This window comes from Pelagicoccus mobilis, assembly GCF_016595505.1.
Taxonomy (GTDB): Bacteria; Verrucomicrobiota; Verrucomicrobiia; order Opitutales; family Opitutaceae; genus Pelagicoccus; species Pelagicoccus mobilis.
In genome coordinates, this window is record NZ_JAENIL010000058.1 from 1 (window position 1) to 15,954 (window position 15,954).

General features: G+C 54.8%; 14 protein-coding genes and 2 tRNA genes. 3 read left to right on the top strand and 13 right to left on the bottom strand.

Annotated elements, in window-relative coordinates; all coding sequences use genetic code 11:
* Positions 1–14: 14 nt before the first annotated feature.
* The 13 genes from pheS to glgA all read right to left on the bottom strand — a co-directional run bounded on the left by pheS (position 15) and on the right by glgA (position 12,110).
* Positions 15–1,055 (bottom strand): phenylalanine--tRNA ligase subunit alpha, encoded by a 1,041-nt coding sequence (pheS, locus tag JIN87_RS22985; RefSeq protein ID WP_200357982.1) that lies wholly within the window; start codon positions 1,053–1,055, stop codon positions 15–17.
* Between the two features lie 189 nt (positions 1,056–1,244).
* Entirely contained in the window at positions 1,245–1,616 is a 372-nt protein-coding gene (gene rplT, locus JIN87_RS22990; RefSeq protein ID WP_200357983.1) for a 50S ribosomal protein L20, read from the bottom strand.
* A gap of 86 nt (positions 1,617–1,702) precedes the next feature.
* Positions 1,703–1,897: a 50S ribosomal protein L35 gene (gene rpmI, locus JIN87_RS22995; protein WP_200357984.1), complete on the bottom strand. Its 195-nt coding sequence runs from the start codon at positions 1,895–1,897 to the stop codon at positions 1,703–1,705.
* Positions 1,898–2,103: 206 nt separating this feature from the next.
* A tRNA-Thr gene (locus JIN87_RS23000) sits at positions 2,104–2,179 on the bottom strand.
* Between the two features lie 48 nt (positions 2,180–2,227).
* A tRNA-Lys gene (locus JIN87_RS23005) sits at positions 2,228–2,303 on the bottom strand.
* Positions 2,304–2,391: 88 nt separating this feature from the next.
* Entirely contained in the window at positions 2,392–3,696 is a 1,305-nt protein-coding gene (locus JIN87_RS23010) for a bifunctional folylpolyglutamate synthase/dihydrofolate synthase (protein ID WP_200357985.1), read from the bottom strand.
* Positions 3,697–3,739: 43 nt separating this feature from the next.
* Positions 3,740–4,600 (bottom strand): acetyl-CoA carboxylase, carboxyltransferase subunit beta, encoded by an 861-nt coding sequence (accD, locus tag JIN87_RS23015; protein WP_234033579.1) that lies wholly within the window; start codon positions 4,598–4,600, stop codon positions 3,740–3,742.
* Positions 4,601–4,647: 47 nt separating this feature from the next.
* Positions 4,648–5,367, bottom strand: coding sequence for a ComF family protein (locus JIN87_RS23020; protein WP_200357986.1), 720 nt, complete (start codon positions 5,365–5,367; stop codon positions 4,648–4,650).
* Between the two features lie 157 nt (positions 5,368–5,524).
* Positions 5,525–6,481, bottom strand: a complete 957-nt coding sequence (gene cysK / locus JIN87_RS23025; RefSeq protein WP_200357987.1) for a cysteine synthase A — start codon at positions 6,479–6,481, stop codon at positions 5,525–5,527.
* Between the two features lie 40 nt (positions 6,482–6,521).
* The gene (locus JIN87_RS23030) at positions 6,522–7,634 is read right to left on the bottom strand and encodes a hypothetical protein (protein WP_200357988.1); all 1,113 of its coding nucleotides are present in this window, start codon (positions 7,632–7,634) and stop codon (positions 6,522–6,524) included.
* A gap of 209 nt (positions 7,635–7,843) precedes the next feature.
* Entirely contained in the window at positions 7,844–9,190 is a 1,347-nt protein-coding gene (locus tag JIN87_RS23035) for a TIGR01777 family oxidoreductase (RefSeq protein ID WP_200357989.1), read from the bottom strand.
* Positions 9,180–10,601: a cryptochrome/photolyase family protein gene (locus JIN87_RS23040; RefSeq protein ID WP_200357990.1), complete on the bottom strand. Its 1,422-nt coding sequence runs from the start codon at positions 10,599–10,601 to the stop codon at positions 9,180–9,182. Before JIN87_RS23040 ends, JIN87_RS23035 begins: the two co-directional genes overlap by 11 nt.
* 69 nt (positions 10,602–10,670) lie before the next feature.
* Positions 10,671–12,110 (bottom strand): glycogen synthase GlgA, encoded by a 1,440-nt coding sequence (gene glgA, locus JIN87_RS23045; RefSeq protein WP_200357991.1) that lies wholly within the window; start codon positions 12,108–12,110, stop codon positions 10,671–10,673.
* An 85-nt stretch (positions 12,111–12,195) separates the two neighbouring features.
* Here glgA and JIN87_RS23050 point away from each other — a divergent pair, with 85 nt between their 5' ends.
* From JIN87_RS23050 to JIN87_RS23060, 3 genes are all read left to right on the top strand, one after another.
* Positions 12,196–14,697, top strand: a complete 2,502-nt coding sequence (locus tag JIN87_RS23050) for a ribonuclease R family protein (RefSeq protein WP_200357992.1) — start codon at positions 12,196–12,198, stop codon at positions 14,695–14,697.
* 182 nt (positions 14,698–14,879) lie between these two features.
* Positions 14,880–15,413 carry a hypothetical protein gene (locus JIN87_RS23055; RefSeq protein ID WP_200357993.1) on the top strand — a complete coding sequence of 178 codons (534 nt, stop codon included), beginning with the start codon at positions 14,880–14,882 and terminating at the stop codon, positions 15,411–15,413.
* A gap of 65 nt (positions 15,414–15,478) precedes the next feature.
* On the top strand, positions 15,479–15,880 hold the full coding sequence (locus JIN87_RS23060; protein WP_200357994.1) for a hypothetical protein: 402 nt from the start codon (positions 15,479–15,481) through the stop codon (positions 15,878–15,880).
* Positions 15,881–15,954: the final 74 nt, after the last annotated feature.

Sequence of the window (15,954 nt, forward strand, 5' to 3'; positions counted from 1 at the left end):
CCGCGCTACTGGAATTAAGCGAACTGCGATAGGAATCTCGCGTCGTTCTGGTAGAAATAGCGGATGTCGTCGATTCCGTAGAGGATCATCGCGATGCGCTCGATCCCCATGCCGAAGGCGAAACCGGAGTACTTTTCTTGGTCGATGCCAACAGAATCGAACACCGCGGGCTCAACCATACCGCAACCAGCGATCTCAACCCACTCGCTGCCGAGCTTGGCCAAGTGAGCGGATGAGAAGTCGACTTCGAAGCTTGGCTCCGTGTAAGGGAAGAAGTGAGGACGGAAGCGCGTCTTGGTTCCCTTTCCGAGCAGACGCTCGAAGAAGTAGTCGAGGATAGCCTTGAGGTCGCGAACCGTTACGTCCTCGTCGATGAAGAGGCCTTCGATCTGGTGGAAGTTCGCGCTGTGCGTGGCGTCCACGGTATCGCGACGGAAGCAACGACCAGGAGAGATGATACGCAGGGGTGGCTTCTCCTTGAGCATGGTGCGGATCTGCACTGAAGAAGTGTGCGTCCGAAGCAAGTAACGCTCGTCATCCTTTTTGGATACGTTTCCGAACTGGGCGTCGTTTGGCAGGTAGAAGGTATCCTGCAGATCACGTGCCGGGTGGTCGGACGGAGTGTTGAGCGCGTCGAAGCAGTAGTACTCGGTTTCGACTTCGGTTCCTTCGGTAACGGTAAATCCGATTTGCTTGAAGATGGAGCAGATCTCCTCGCGCACCTTGGTCAGCGGATGCTGGCTGCCGAGCGCGTCATTAGGAGCTGGAAGAGAAGGATCGATCGCTGGACCGATGCGAGCGGCGAGCTCGGCTTGTTCGATACCGGCAAGCGCCTCGTCGTAGAATCCCTGGATCTGGTTCTTGGCCTGATTGATCAGCTTACCAAAAGTCGGGCGATCCTCTTTCGGGACCTTCCCCATTCCCTTCATCACCTTGGTGAGAGCGCCGTTGGGGCCAGTGATTTCCGCTTTGGTGGATTCGAAGCCAGCACGAGAAGTGACGGCTGCCACCTTTTGCTTGGCGGATTCTACGATATTCTTGAGTTCTTCTTCCATGAGAAGGGGTGGATTTCGGTTGGGAGTCAGGAAGGTCGCTTTTTGTCAGCCGCCCTCCCCTGAAATGGTAGGGATTGAAAAATAAAAAAAAGGAGTCCGAGCAGATACTCGAACTCCTTCTAGTGAAAGGAAAAATGTGATGTCCGAGCTCCTTTTTCGAAGCTTCGGAAAACGCTATCTCCGGGTGCCTTACGCTGCAGCCTTAGCCTTCAGGGCTTCCTTGGCCTTTTCGACCAATCCCTTGAATGCAATCGGGTCGTTTACAGCGATATCAGCGAGGATCTTACGATCGAGAACGATTTCCGCAGCCTTGAGGCCTTCGGTAAATCGGCTGTAGCTCATATCTTCAGCACGACAAGCGGCGTTGATACGAACGATCCAAAGCTGACGCCATGTGCGCTTCTTAGCGCGGCGATCGCGGTATGCGTATTGTAGCGCGTGTGCTACTGATTCCTTAGCATAGCGGAACAAGCGAGACTTGTTACCGAAGTGGCCCTTGGCCTGCTTCAGCATCTTCTTGCGACGCTTGTTGTATGCGGGTGCGTTTGTTGCTCTAGGCATGTTGTATTAGCTTTCTAATATTGGATTTCGTTAGGTCGCCTAATTAGAGTTTACCCAATCGAAATAATTCTCGTCGTAACAGGGACTTAGAGGCCGTGGGGCAAACCGCGCATGAGGTCGGCTTGGCGTCCATCGGAGACTGACTTGTCCTTGTTGAGGTTGCGCTTCTGCTTCGTAGTCTTCTGGTGCAGATGGTGACGCTGGCCAGGAGAACGACGACGGAGCTTTCCGGTTCCGGAGAGCTTGAAGCGTTTTGCGATAGATTTCTTGGTCTTTTGCATGACTTTGAAGGAACCGAAGACAAAGATAGAAAATCCCCCGCCTGTAAAGGGGAAAGCTAGGGAATTTTCACTCCTGCGAGATCCTTGTAGGAAGCGGCCTTGTGCCGCGATCAAATCGAGCAATCGCGGTACAAGGCCGCTTTACATAAAGATCGATTCCAACACGAAAAAACCGCCAGTCGAGAGACTGACGGTTTTTAGGAAAGTGGAGCCGGCGATGGGACTCGAACCCGCAACCTACTGATTACAAATCAGTTGCTCTACCAATTGAGCTACGCCGGCAATGTACTGTGCTTATCGGCTCGAGACCGATTAAACTTAACTTCTATTTGGTACCCCCCCGGGGACTCGAACCCCGAACCAATTGATTAAGAGTCAACTGCTCTACCGATTGAGCTAGAGAGGCGTCAAATGGAAGGCCCCGAAAATCTAATTTCGGAACCATCTGTCAACTATGTTTTCGGAATTTTTCCAATTCCCTTCGGAAGCCCCCTCTAAAAATCCTGCAGAGCTCCCTGACCAAGAGGACTTTCCTCGTAAAAACGGTCCCAGATCTCGCCGATCAGATAAATTGATCCACTTACCACAAGCGCCCGATCCGTCTCGCGATCCCGTGAACAAACGCCTTTCGAAGGGAAAAGCTCAGCCACTGTCGCTTCCCCAACCTCCCCTTCGAATCCGTCCGGAACAAACGCCGCCAGCTCCTCGAACCCACAAGCCCGGTCCTGCTCCGGCATCACAAAGGTGAGGCTGTTGGCAAACTTCGCCGCCACCGGCACCAACGCTGCCGCGCGATAAGCGCCCATCACCCCCATCACGACATCTGGCTTCGCTCCTCCGCTACGCCTAGCCAGATCAGCTAGGCTATCCTCCAACCAGCGTGCCCCTTCCGAATTGTGCGACACATCGAAGACGATCTTCCGCCCTTTGAGCTGCGTCTCCTCCCAACGGCCCGGCCAAGCGACCTTCATCAAACTTTCCTTCGCCTTCTCCTGATCCAAGCCGAAACGCTCCGCGACAACATCCACAACCGTCAACGCGATCGCGGCGTTAATCCTTTGATAGCGTCCGTGCAGGTTCGTTTCCGGATAGGATTCCAACTCCTCGCCGAACCGATCCGCCACGCAATACAGCTCGCAGCCCCTCTCATCGCAAATCTCCCGGATCGCAGTCATCGCCTCCGGCTCGAGCAAACCAGCCACTACAGGAACGCCCGGCTTGATTATCCCGCCCTTCTCACGAGCGATCTTCTGCAGCGTATCCCCCAGAATCTCACAGTGGTCCAAGGCGATCGAAGTGATCACGCTTACTTCCGGCGTCAGCACATTTGTCGCGTCCAAACGTCCGCCAAGCCCCACTTCCACAACCGCCACATCCACTTCTTCCCGAGCGAAGTGCATAAACGCCATAGCCGTCATGAATTCAAAGAAGCTCGGATGCAGCTCGGGATCCTCTTCCGCAATCCGTTCGGCCAGCGGCTGCAGCTCTCTAACATACTCGAGAATCTGCGACTCCTCGAGAATCCGACGGTTTACCTGAATCCGCTCCCCTTGCCGCACCAAATGCGGAGAGGTCGACAATCCCGCCCGAAATCCCTGGTCACGAAAAACGCGCTCCAGCATCGCACAAGTCGACCCCTTGCCATTGGTCCCCGCCACATGGATGCAGGGATAGTTACGTTCCGGATGCCCTAGCACCTCTGCGAACCGCACCATTCGGTCGATTCCATATTTCGATCCGCGGTTCTTCAGCGAATACAGCCAATCGCGGGTAATCTCGTAGGAGCTAAGCTCTGGCATGACAAAAAAGAAGGAGCGACCTCGGCCGCTCCCTAGTAAATTGTTACGCGCTCTCCGGCTCTTTCTTCGAGTAGAGCGCCGAAAGGATATCTCTCAGCCGATCCCTCATCTCCGTGCGAGGCACGATTTGGTCGATCAAACCACGCTGAAAAAGGAACTCCGCCGACTGGAAGCCTTCCGGGAGCTCTTCATTCGTGGTTTCCTTGATCACGCGAGCGCCGGCAAAACAGATGCGAGCGCCAGGCTCAGCGATGATGACGTCACCCAAAGTCGCGAAACTCGCTGTCACGCCGCCTGCAGTCGGATCCGTCAAAATCGAAATGAACGGCAACTTCGCATCAGCCAAGCGGCCAAGCGCCGCGCTCGTCTTAGCCATTTGCATCAGACTGAGAATCCCTTCCTGCATGCGAGCGCCTCCAGATGCGGAAACCACGATGCAAGGGATCTTTTTCTCCGTCGCGTACTCGATGGCGCGAGTGATCTTTTCGCCAGCAACCGAACCAAGCGAACCGCCCGCAAACTGGAAATCGAACACGGCGAGCGAAACCGGAATCCCATGGATCTTGCCCACGCCAGAGATGATCGAATCGTTTTCGCCCGTCTTCTTCTGGTAAGCAGCCAGGCGATCCGGATAAGCCTTCGAATCGACGAACTTCAGCGGATCTCCAGCCGCCATGTTCTTCTCCAACTCGGTGAAGCTCCCCTCGTCGAGCAGATGCCCGATCCGCTTGCGAGCGGTGATCGGAAAATGGTAGCCGCTCTTGGCGACGACATTCTGGTTTTGCTCCAGCTCCTTGTTGTAGATGATTTCGCCGGATAGAGGACACTTCTTCCACATGCCTTGCGGAATGTCCTTCTTCTTAACGATTACGGTCGAATACTTCGGTTTCTGGAATAGCGCCATGGTGATTGAGCAATGAGTTTAATTGATTTCGGGTCGCCAAATTCAGCTTAGCCGTGCCCTACAGTGAGAACGTCTATCGCACGAGCTCCCGCACGTCGCAGAGTCGCGGCGCATGCATTGACAGTGGAACCTGTGGTAAAGACGTCATCTACGATAATATAGCGTTGGGCCGGGTCTATGGCACGGTTTTGGCGCAATGAAAAGGCATTTTTGAGGTTCCGAATCCGCTGCCGCCTGTCGAATTGAGTCTGGGAAACGGTATCCAAGGAGCGTTCGAGCACATCTCCCGAAGCGCAGGACGGGAACAGCGAAACAAGCTCAGCAACGATCAGCTCGCTCTGATTGTACCCCCGCTCCCTCAACTTTCTGGGATGCAAAGGCACCGGCACCAACACCGCGTCTTTTACATATCCCGGCAAACCAACAACCCTGTCCGCAAGTCGCCGAATGTCCCGCAATGCCCACAACCCGTTTCTATACTTCAGGGCGTAAAGCAATTCCCTCAACGGCCCTCGAAACAAAGCCATCGAACTCCCCTGCCTAAACTCCGCCAGCAGATGCTCGCAGTGCATGCAATGCTCCCTGGATTCCGTCTCGCCAAAAAACGGAAAACCGCAGGTCAAACACTTGGGATCAGCGATCAGTTGCAGCGAGGGAGAACACCCCCTGCAGATCCCAGCATACTCCGATTCTTCCACCGCACCGCCACAGCCAACGCACTGACTCGGGAACGCGACTTCAAGGGCAGCCTCATAGGCCTGGGTCAAAATTCGGGGAAACTTCAAAACACAAAAAAGCGGACTTCCCGACCAAACAGGAAGCCCGCCAAAAAATCAATAGATGCCTTTCACAGGTAGCGTCCGCTGTCCCCAGCGGACAAACTCGTGACCGCTGCAAACAGCGGCCGCGACCCTTTAAAGCAGCTTAAGCCGTCGCGTTCGCAACTTCGCTACGCGCCTTTTCGCCGAGCGGAGTGGAGATGTAGCGCTCACCGGAACTTGCCGCGATCGTGACGATCGTCTTGCCCGCCATCTCCGGACGCTTCGCGAGCTGAACTGCCGCCCAAACGTTCGCGCCGGAAGAGATACCAACGCTGATCCCCTCCTTGAGAGCCATATCCTGCGCAGTCTGGAACGCGTCTTCGTTCTCAACTGTGATCACGTCATCGATGATCTCCTTGTTGCAGTTCTTCGGGATGAACCCTGCACCGATACCCTGGATCTTGTGAGGACCTGGAGAACCACCGGAAATCACCGGGCTGTTCGCTGGCTCGACCGCAACAGTCAAAAGCTCCTTGCGGCCCTTGATCACCTCGGACACGCCAGTAATCGTACCACCAGTACCCACACCGGCAACAAACGCATCGATCTTGCCCTCAGACGCCTCCCAAATCTCCTCCGCGGTCGTTTGACGATGCACTTCCGGATTGGCCGGGTTCTCGAACTGCTGCGGCATGAACGCCTTTTCGCCGTATTCCTCAAGAAGCTCATTCGCACGCGCGATCGCTCCCGGCATTCCCTTCGGACCTGGCGTCAAAACGAGTTCAGCACCTAGCATTTTCAGAAGCACGCGACGCTCCATGGACATTGTCTCAGGCATGGTGAGAATGAGCTTGTAACCCTTGGCCGCAGCCACGAACGCAAGCGCAATCCCGGTATTGCCCGAGGTCGGCTCGACGATGATGCTGCCTTCGCTCAGCTTGCCCGCCTCTTCCGCGGCTTCGATCATCGCCTTGCCGATACGGTCCTTAACGCTGGAGAGCGGGTTGAAAAATTCACATTTGACGTAAACGTCTGCAACACAGCCTTCTGTCAGGCGGTTGAGTTTGATCAGTGGGGTATTGCCGATAGCGGCAGTAACGTTAGGGAATGCTTTTGCCATAGAGCGGCTTATATGGGTTTCTTACTTTGTTTAGTCAACATTACAGAGACGCGGTTAAATCCCTATCGCGCTCAGCCCCCTCCGACTGATTCCCAACAACATCCCCCGACTCCAAAAGCCCCACTTCAGAGAACCAAGTGGGCATTTCCCCGAGAATACTCAGATTAATGCAAGTACGCACAACTTTGCTGCGCCGAGCCTCTCCATCTTCCGAACTGGACGACTCACTCTTGATCGAATCTCCCAAGCAAACGACCAGACCAAACACGAGCTTCAGGCGGATCAGACGCTCATTCATATTCGTATCCGCCAGCGTCACGTTCTCCTTTCCAACCTCCCTCAAAAGTAATATCGACTGGAAAACCACTTGGCTAATCCACTCACGCTCACGCTCGTAAACCCAAAGAAAACTCTCAACGACACTAGAGTACCCAGCCATGAGCTCGTTGACGGCTTCCATACGCAAGCGAGAGATAGACTGGGCCAAGTTCAACGACGAACTCTCCCCATCCTGACTCAGCCCAAGCTCGCGAAACCGGCTCGCACTCATGCCATCGTAAGCTCGCCAGGATTCGCTAGCCATTTGAACTCGCTTCTCGATCTCAGAAGTTCCGACATATCCAAGGTCATTGGCCCATTCTGCCCATTGCTCATCTATGACTTGGTGCCACTCCTCCGCCACCTCGCTCTGGCTCTGATCCTTTTCCAACTTAGAGCACTCCGCAACATCACATGCAATGCGATCAAGAGCGACGCGACTCGCGACTACGATTTCATTGAATCGCCGCGACGAGTCCTTCATCGCCTGCTCGTACAGGTCTGTAGCCTTTTTTTCGATACGCTCTCTCTCCTCTCGAAACGACTGAAGGCGAGAGTCTAAGTATAGCTTCTTGCTATCCTCAATTTTCCGAGCCTCTCGAGTCGAAAGAACACTATTGGCTGCAGCATTCCTCATCGCCGTAAAGACAGTCGCAACAAACACCAAGCCGAATGCTACCACAGCCACAACGCCCGTCGCATCCGACCAAAAATTGGGAGCGATAAAACTCACAATGCCTACTGCCAACGCAAGCAGAAGCACAACCATAGCAATAGCCCCTCCCATGCTCCGCTGCTGATTTACGTTACCCTTTCCTACCGTCGTTGTATTCATCCTTAGTCCCAAATCCACACGGATCCCCAAAATCCGCAAAAAGGAAACAGTATCAAAAAACACCCTTGAACCGCAATCGAGTGATAGGCCTAGCCTCCCCTCAACGCTACTCACATTCTAGGCCCGTACTAGCGCTCCTCCCTACATCAGAAACAGCCTAGACCAAAGCAGGCGTCCCCAATACAGTTCCTAGGAAATCGCCCCGACGTTCAAAGAACACGAGTCAATAGCCCACTGAGCTCCGGATCCACAAAGGAATATCCTAGCGAATCCAGAATCTCCGGCTTTACCCGACAACTCGACAACAACGCCTCATCCGCCATCTCACCCAACGCGCCTTTCAGCGCCAATGCAGGAGCAGGAAGCATAGCTGGCCGTCTCACCCCACGCCCCAAACAGCGAGCGAACTCACCTTGACGCATTGCCTCCGGAGCAACGAGATTAACCGCCCCTCGAGCCCGCGAATCAGACAACAGCCAGCCAACAGCACCAATCCAATCCTCGACAGAGATCCACGGAAACCACTGTCTGCCGCTCCCCAACGGACCTCCTAAACCAAGGCGAAACGCTGGCAGCATCTTTTGCAACGCACCCCCTCGCGGATCGATCACCACTCCAGTCCGAAGCAAACAAACACGCGTATCCAACGACTCAGCACGGATTGCCTCTTTCTCCCAAGCCTTGCACAATTCAGCTAGAAAACCATCTCCCGGATTTGAGCATTCGGTTCGTTCCGCTTCAGGATCATTCCCATATATTCCCACACCCGATCCACTGAGAAAAACGCCGGGCGGAGATTTCAACGTCCCCATCACATCTACCAGGAAGCGAGTTGAATCCACCCGACTAGACCAAAGCCGCTTTTTACGCTCTTCCGTCCATCGCCCAGAGCTCAAGTTCTCGCCCGCAAGGTGGATCACCGCATCCATTCCCTCCATCGCCCCCCTGTCAATCTCACCTCGATACGGATTCCACACGATATCGTTTTCGTCACGCCCACGCCGAGTCACAACAAACACCTCGTGCCCAAGTCCCCCAAGCAGGGCACGCAACTGCGTCCCCAGAAAACCACTACCCCCAGTGATCGCGACCCTCATGGGCCGAGACTCCGGCAAAAGCTTACCCAATTCCAAATCCCGTTTCGTAATCCAGTGACGATAATCAAAACTCCTCTGCAACTGCTTCAGCACATAACTCTTCCCTAAGCCACCAAACGGAAGCTCAAACTCGATCACATCACGCAATTCACTTTCACCCTCACTCACGGGTACGAACCGGTGCTCATGCCTCCAGGATTTAAACGGCCCCTTTTCCTGCGTATCCGTGAACCCTTTACCGTCTTCACACTCCACATGCACTGCGTTCCAGCGCTTCTTCCCAAGAGGAGTACTTACATTCAGTTCCACCCTTTTCCCAACTTCCAGACCAGGATCCTCCCGCAGCACCTCCAACGTCTGCCAAGGAGGAGCTAGCCGAGTGAACGCGCCCTTCCGGCCATGCCAATCGAACAGTTCCTTGGCAGATGCGGGTACGCGACTTCGTTTTTCAAACTTCATTTTCCTTCATCCGAGCATAGGCCTCCAAAGCTCTAACGCGAGCCTCCGGATGACTAACGATCGGCAAAGGATAATTAACGCCTAAAACGACACCAGCAGCCTCCAAAACGTCAGCCGGAGCCTCCCACGGCTTGAAAAGGAACTTGTCTGGCAATCCAGCCAACTCAGGAACCCATCGCCGCGTGTACTCACCACTCGGGTCAAACCGTTCCCCTTGGCCAATCGGATTAAAAATCCTGAAGTACGGAGCCGCATCCGCCCCGCAACCAGCCACCCATTGCCACCCCATCGTGTTGTTCGCCAAATCAGCGTCGAGCAAGGTATCCCAAAACCAAGCAGCCCCCACCTGCCATGGCTGAAGCAAGTGCTTAACAAGAAATGAAGCCGCCACCATCCGCACCCGATTGTGCATGGTTCCCGTTTTCCAAAGCTCCCGCATCCCAGCGTCAACGATGGGATACCCCGTACGCCCTCTCCGCCAAGCTTCAGCCCAGTCGCCCTTAAATTCCCACGGAAATCTCGAAAACGCAGAGTTCAAAGGTTCCTCTGTCGTATCCGGAAAATGATACAGCAAGTGAGCCGAAAACTCCCGCCAAACCAATTGCCTCAAAAACGGCTCATGTTCCTCCAGACTCAACATACGCCAAATCTGCACCGGAGAAATTTCGCCAAAGTGCAGATGTGGAGAAAGTCGTGAAACAGCATCCTCATTCGGAAAATCACGCCCCTCCGCATAACGAGCGATCCCCCTCTCTACAAACCCTTCAAACAAAGCCTTCGCTCCCGCCTCGCCAGGCGTCCAAACACTACCAAAGCCATCCGCCCAATCCAATTTCGGCAGAAGCTCCAACGATTCGATCTCGCTCCCAAGCGTTTCAAAGCCATGACTCTCTAGCTTCTTTGGTTCCGGCAAGATCTCACGCACAGCGATCGAACGCAGATGCTTCCAGAAGGGCGTAAAGACGCGAAACGGTTTTCCGGACTTGTTCGCTATTTGCAACGGAGAGTGCAGCAAAGCTCCGTTAAAACTCCTCGGTCGCAGCCCCGCGTCAGCAAGCGCTTTCTTCAAGCGAGTATCGCGGTCGATTGCAGCGGGCTCGTATCGCCTGTTCCAATACACTTGGTTCGCCCCAGTTCGTTCACACAACTCCAAGAGGATCGACTGAGAGTCGCCCGCGAGGACAATCAAACTGCTCCCTAAAGCCGCAATCCGGTCCGACAACGCTTCGAGAGAATAATGCAGCCACCAGCGACTCGCCCCACCGGGCGCCCACTTCCCCTCCCCTTCCTCATCGAAAACAAACAAAGGAATAACGGGAGCTCCAGTCTGGACAGCATGAGCCAAAGCGGGATTGTCCGCGACGCGAAGGTCCTGACGAAACCAGACAATAATTGGGGGCTGCTCAGACATGCCATTACTCTGCATCCTGAGCAGCCCCCCTAACAAGGCTTAAGCTAAACTTAGCCTACGCAATTCGATTCAAACGCAGTCCTGATACAACGCTTCGTACTCGGCAGTAACTCGCTTCCACGAAAAGTCGCGCTTCATCGCTCGCTTGATCGCATGCAAAAACGCCTTCTGATCATTGTACAGCGACAGCGAATCTTCCAGAGCTTGAGCATACGCCTCCTCATTTGGCTCGAAGACGATTCCCGTCCCCTCCTTCGGATCGCTCACGATATCAACCACGGTATCCTTCAGACCGCCCACTCCGGAAACGAGCGGAAGCGTGCCGTAGCGTTGGCTGTACATCTGGTTCAAACCGCAAGGCTCGAACACGGATGGCATGATAAAGTAGTCCGATCCCGCTTCCACCAAGTGCGACATTTCCTCGTCGAGCACGATGCAAACCGCGACATGCTCAGGATGAGATTTCGCCCAGCGTCTCAGCGCCTTTTCATAAGTCGGATCACCCTTGCCGAGCAGAACGATACGGCAGTCGTTCTTCACAAAGAAATTCATCCGCTTCAAAAGAAGATCCACTCCCTTTTGCTCAGTAAGACGAGCTACCAAACCATAAACAGGCCCTTCTCCCTTCTTCAGCCCCACCTTATTGAGCAAAGCCTCCTGGCAAAGAGCCTTTCCTGAGAGGTCGTTAGCTCCGTAGTGATTCAGCAGATACGGATCTTTCCGTGGGTTCCAAACCTCAGTATCGATGCCGTTCGCGATGCCGACTAGATCCTCTTCGCGCACCTTCAATGCCCCTTCCAAGCCGCAGCCAAAGCGTGGGGTCAAAATCTCGCGAGCGTAGTTCGGACTGACAGTCATGATCTTGTCGGCGAAGAAAATACCTCCCTTGATCATGCTGATTTGCTCGTAAAACTCGAGACCATCGATCGCATTGAACTCCTCTGGCAAATTAGTGAGCTTGAACGAGGAACGTGGATACAAGCCCTGGAACGCGAGATTGTGGATCGAGAAGAAAGTCTTGAGCGCGAGCGTCATGCCCGTCTCCTGCTCCGCCATGCGAAGAAAGAGCGGCAGCAAACCGGTTTGCCAATCGTGGCAATGCAAAATGTCCGCCTTGATATCCAGCAAACGCATCGCTTGTACCACCGCCTTGCTGAAATAGATAAAACGGGCGTCGTTGTCATCGTAGTCCCGCTCACGCGTACCGTACAGGTTCGAGCGATCGAAGTACTCGTCCCGGCGGATGATGTAAAGCGTCTGACGCTTCCCCAGAGAGATCGCCCAAACCTCGCCACGCAAAAATTGCTCGCCTAGCTCGACCTGAAGCACCACCTTCAACTTAGCGCTCTCAAACTCCTTGGATTCGATGATCTTTCGATAGCCAGGAAGGAAGAACGAAACTTCGTGCCCTACGCCGGCCAGCGACTTAAAGAGGGAACCGCAGACGTCTGCCAAGCCCCCAGTCTTCACATAGGGGAACATCTCGCTTGCTGCATGAACTATTTTCATAGATGAGTCTGATCTAGAGGTTAGGGCTACGAATCCAATAATAAACTGAACGCCCTAGGCCAATATCGGCCAAATACACTATTCAATGAAATTAAGGGAACGAATCATCGCCCTATTGCAAGCAGAGGACTACGCTCCGCTCGATAAATCAGGAATCTCCGCCGAACTTGGACTCGGCAAAAAAGAGCGACGCAACCTCGATTACGAAATTCGCCTGCTCCTTTCGAAAGGCGACATCATCCGAATCAAAGGCGATCGCTTCGCCATTCCCAAAGATGTCGACCTCGTAACCGGCACCATCAAGTTTCGCCAAAAAGGATCGGCCATACTCATACCGGACGGAAAAAAGTCCGACCCGAACCCGACGCCCATCCAAATCGCCGCCGAAGACACTAGCGTCGCCATGCACGACGACAAAGTTGTCGTACGCATCGCGGACGGGCCTCCCGATCAACCCGTCTGGAAACGCCCCCGCAAGCAAGCGGACCCTCGAGCTTCCGAAGGTCCATTCGGACGCGTCATCCGTATTCAGAAACGAGCCCGCGACACCGTCGTCGGCACTCTATGCAAAACACGTTTCTTCCATTACGTCGCACCCGACGATCCACGCATCATCCACGATATCTACGTCCCTCCCCCCGAAGAATCCGGCTTGGACCCGATTCCCACCGTAGGCAGCAAGGTCGTAGCCAAACTCCACGAGTGGGAACAGCGTCACGTAAACCCAGAAGGGGAACTCATCCTCAACCTCGGCCGCACCCATGAGCCACAAGCCGAGCTCATGGCCGTGCTTCACAAGTACAACCTCGATCCGGAGTTCCCCGAGGATGTCCTCAAGGAGGCCAGCGTCGTCCCTCCAAAAGTTACGGAAAAGCAACGAATCGGTCGACGCGACCTTCGGGAAGCCTTCACCTTCACCATCGACCCAGACGACGCAAAGGACTTCGACGACGCCATTTCGCTCGAGTATCCAGACGACAAGCACGTCAGAGTGGGCATCCACATCGCCGATGTCGCCGCCTACGTGCGAGGCGGCACCAAACTGGACAAAGAAGCCTTCAATCGCGGAAACTCCACCTACCTCGTCGGCATCGTAATACCCATGCTGCCCCGCTCCCTCTCCAACGGCATCTGCAGCCTCGTGGAAGACGAAGACCGACTCACAAAAACAGTCTTCGTCACCTTCGACAAAAAGAAACGCAAGATCGTCGACGTCGACTACGCCAACACCGTCATTCGCAGCAACAAACGCCTCACCTACAAGCAAGCCTACGCCCTGCTCAAGAACGACGATTTGCAAGTCGCCCGCGACCTGCAGCTCCCCCCGGCCCATCAGACCGGCTCCACCGGACGAGCGCTCAACAGCCTCACCGACGGCGAACTCGCCAAGCTCCAGAAGAGCGTCCGCGAACTCTGGAGCTTCGCCTCCAAGCTTCGAGACGAACGCTTCAAAAACGGTAGCCTAAACCTCGACATGGAAGAGACAAAGATCTTCGTCGACGAAAAAGGATACGCCGACCGTCTGGAGAAGATCCACAACGACGAGTCTCACCAACTCATCGAAGAGTATATGCTTCTCGCCAACGAATGCGTCGCCCGCGAGATGAAACGCAACCGCCTCCCCAGCATCTACCGAGTGCACGAAGATCCAGACGAGGAACGCCTCAACGATCTTCGTGAATACATGGCGACCTGGGGAATCGAAACCGGAGACCTCAACAACCGCAAGGATCTCATGAAGTTGCTAGAGACGCTGGGAGGCCACCCGCAAAGCCGCCTGCTCCGCACCCAAGTCCTCCGCTCGCTCAAAAAAGCCTGCTACAAGTCCACCCCAGACGGCCACTTCGGACTCGCCAAAAACGACTACCTACACTTCACGTCACCAATTCGTCGATACAGCGACCTCGTGACGCACCGGGTCTTCAACCACTTCCTGGTCAAAGTCAGAGGCGAACCCGCACTCAACGATTCCACACCGCGCTACAACGCATCCAAAGCAGGCAGCGTTGCCGAACACCTCAGCCACACCGAGGTCAACAGCGTCGACGCCGAGCGCGAATCCATCAAGGTGAAGCTGCTCGAGTTCTTCGAACGAGAGCTCGACAAGAAAAAGAAAACCGCCTTCGACGCGATCATCACCGAAGTCCGAAACCACGGCATGTTCATAGAACTCACCGAATCGAACGCCTTCGGCATGGTCCACATCTCCGCCCTGCGCGACGACCTTTATCGCCTCAACGCCAGCGGCACCGCCCTCATCGGCCGCCGCAAGCACAACGCCTACTCCCTCGGCCAAACCATCCAAGTCGAGGTACACAAGGTCGACCGCTTCAAGCGCCAAGTCGATTTCCGCCTCTGCGACAAGCAGAACCCGAACAATCCCCAGCCCAAGGTCATGCCCGTCCATCCGGACGACCTTGGTAGTGAGATAGCCTTCAAAAAGTCGGACAAAGGAAAATCCAAACGGCACAGCCGCGGCAGCTCACCCAAAAAAGGAAAAGCGAAGCCCGGAAAACCGACCAAACGTGGGCGTTCCGCCGCCAGCGCGAAACCCAAACGCAAAGCCTCCCGCAAACGGAAGCGGTAGTCGCCCAAAGAAGGGCGGCTTCGGAAAAGCCGCGCCAGCAAATCCCCGAAAGTTTTTTGGAACTTTCTTAGACGAAGCCTCGGCCTCGCGGCGTTCACCCTGCACAAACGCGCCAAACTTTCGAAGGCATCACGCCGCTTCGACCTTGCGGTCAGAGCCCACCATCCTTCGTTTTGAAGAGCATGAGACACTACTCTTACCAAGAACAATTCAAGCAACTCTACGCCAAATCAGTGGAGCTCTACCGGTCCGGAAAAATGGACAAGAGCGCCTGGTTCGACGCGGACGAGCTCGCGTTTATCGAAGCGAACGGCTGGCGCGTTCAGGACTTCTTCGACTACGGAGAAGACCAAGTGCATGGCGGCGAACCCTCCTACGAGATCGCCCAGTCCATCGAGCAAGTACGTCGCGACTACTTTCTCCACATCCAAAAAGGCGTGCCTTCGGAAAACCGAATCCAAGCCTCCAGCCTCCCCGGCAAACCAGAATCTCTCGACGGCATCCAATGGCTTCCACGCATCATCCAAAAGGCGATCGGCAAGCTAAAAGGAGAGCTGAACGACGAGATCATGTACAGCTGCGGCGGCGACCGCCATTTCCTGCAGACCCATGACATCCACCCCGCGGAATTCCTCCGTCTGGTGTGGGCGAACATGGATAATCACCAAGCGATTGTGGACTTCGTAAAAGCCCGCAGCCCGCTTGCCCAAGCCTAGCCCCTCGAAACGCGGAGCAAAATTTTTGGTAACCGCTTTCTTCGTTTCGAGTATTACATCGTATCATGACCAAGAAAACTCTACTAATTTGCTCCGCTCTCCTCGCCGCTCCGCTCGGCGTCGCATTTGCGGATTCCGCGGAAAAAACCGCGGTCAAGAAACAGCCTATCGCCGAAACAGAAATGTATCAGGACGCGATGGCAGACCTAGCCACCGCATTCAGCCTGCCCAAGGCGATTAAGGCCGTCAGCGAGGAGTCCGCCTCGGACTTCGTCTCTTCCAATCCGCTCGCTAAAACCAGCATTTTGAACGCAAAGCCGAACATCCTGCTCGCCCGCCTCAAGGACAAGGTCGAACCCGGAGTTTCGGAACGCAAGGCCCAGGAAACCAGCAACGCAGCAGTGCTCGTGAGCTCGCCGGAAGGCAAAGCCCCAGCACACTCCACCATCAAAATCAAAAACTCCTAGCTCACCCGCTAGTCAGTCAAAAAAACGAAAGAAGGTGCAGGATCAGATCCTGCACCTTCTTTGTTTTTAAAAGC

Coding starts and splice junctions, on each gene's coding strand:
- pheS (WP_200357982.1), bottom strand. CDS start 1,055: ATGGAAGAAGAACTCAAGAATATCGTAGAATCCGCCAAGCAAAAGGTG.
- rplT (WP_200357983.1), bottom strand. CDS start 1,616: ATGCCTAGAGCAACAAACGCACCCGCATACAACAAGCGTCGCAAGAAG.
- JIN87_RS23060 (WP_200357994.1), top strand. CDS start 15,479: ATGACCAAGAAAACTCTACTAATTTGCTCCGCTCTCCTCGCCGCTCCG.
- glgA (WP_200357991.1), bottom strand. CDS start 12,110: ATGAAAATAGTTCATGCAGCAAGCGAGATGTTCCCCTATGTGAAGACT.
- JIN87_RS23050 (WP_200357992.1), top strand. CDS start 12,196: ATGAAATTAAGGGAACGAATCATCGCCCTATTGCAAGCAGAGGACTAC.
- accD (WP_234033579.1), bottom strand. CDS start 4,600: ATGGCGCTATTCCAGAAACCGAAGTATTCGACCGTAATCGTTAAGAAG.
- JIN87_RS23055 (WP_200357993.1), top strand. CDS start 14,880: ATGAGACACTACTCTTACCAAGAACAATTCAAGCAACTCTACGCCAAA.
- rpmI (WP_200357984.1), bottom strand. CDS start 1,897: ATGCAAAAGACCAAGAAATCTATCGCAAAACGCTTCAAGCTCTCCGGA.
- JIN87_RS23030 (WP_200357988.1), bottom strand. CDS start 7,634: ATGAATACAACGACGGTAGGAAAGGGTAACGTAAATCAGCAGCGGAGC.
- JIN87_RS23010 (WP_200357985.1), bottom strand. CDS start 3,696: ATGCCAGAGCTTAGCTCCTACGAGATTACCCGCGATTGGCTGTATTCG.
- cysK (WP_200357987.1), bottom strand. CDS start 6,481: ATGGCAAAAGCATTCCCTAACGTTACTGCCGCTATCGGCAATACCCCA.
- JIN87_RS23035 (WP_200357989.1), bottom strand. CDS start 9,190: ATGAAGTTTGAAAAACGAAGTCGCGTACCCGCATCTGCCAAGGAACTG.
- JIN87_RS23040 (WP_200357990.1), bottom strand. CDS start 10,601: ATGTCTGAGCAGCCCCCAATTATTGTCTGGTTTCGTCAGGACCTTCGC.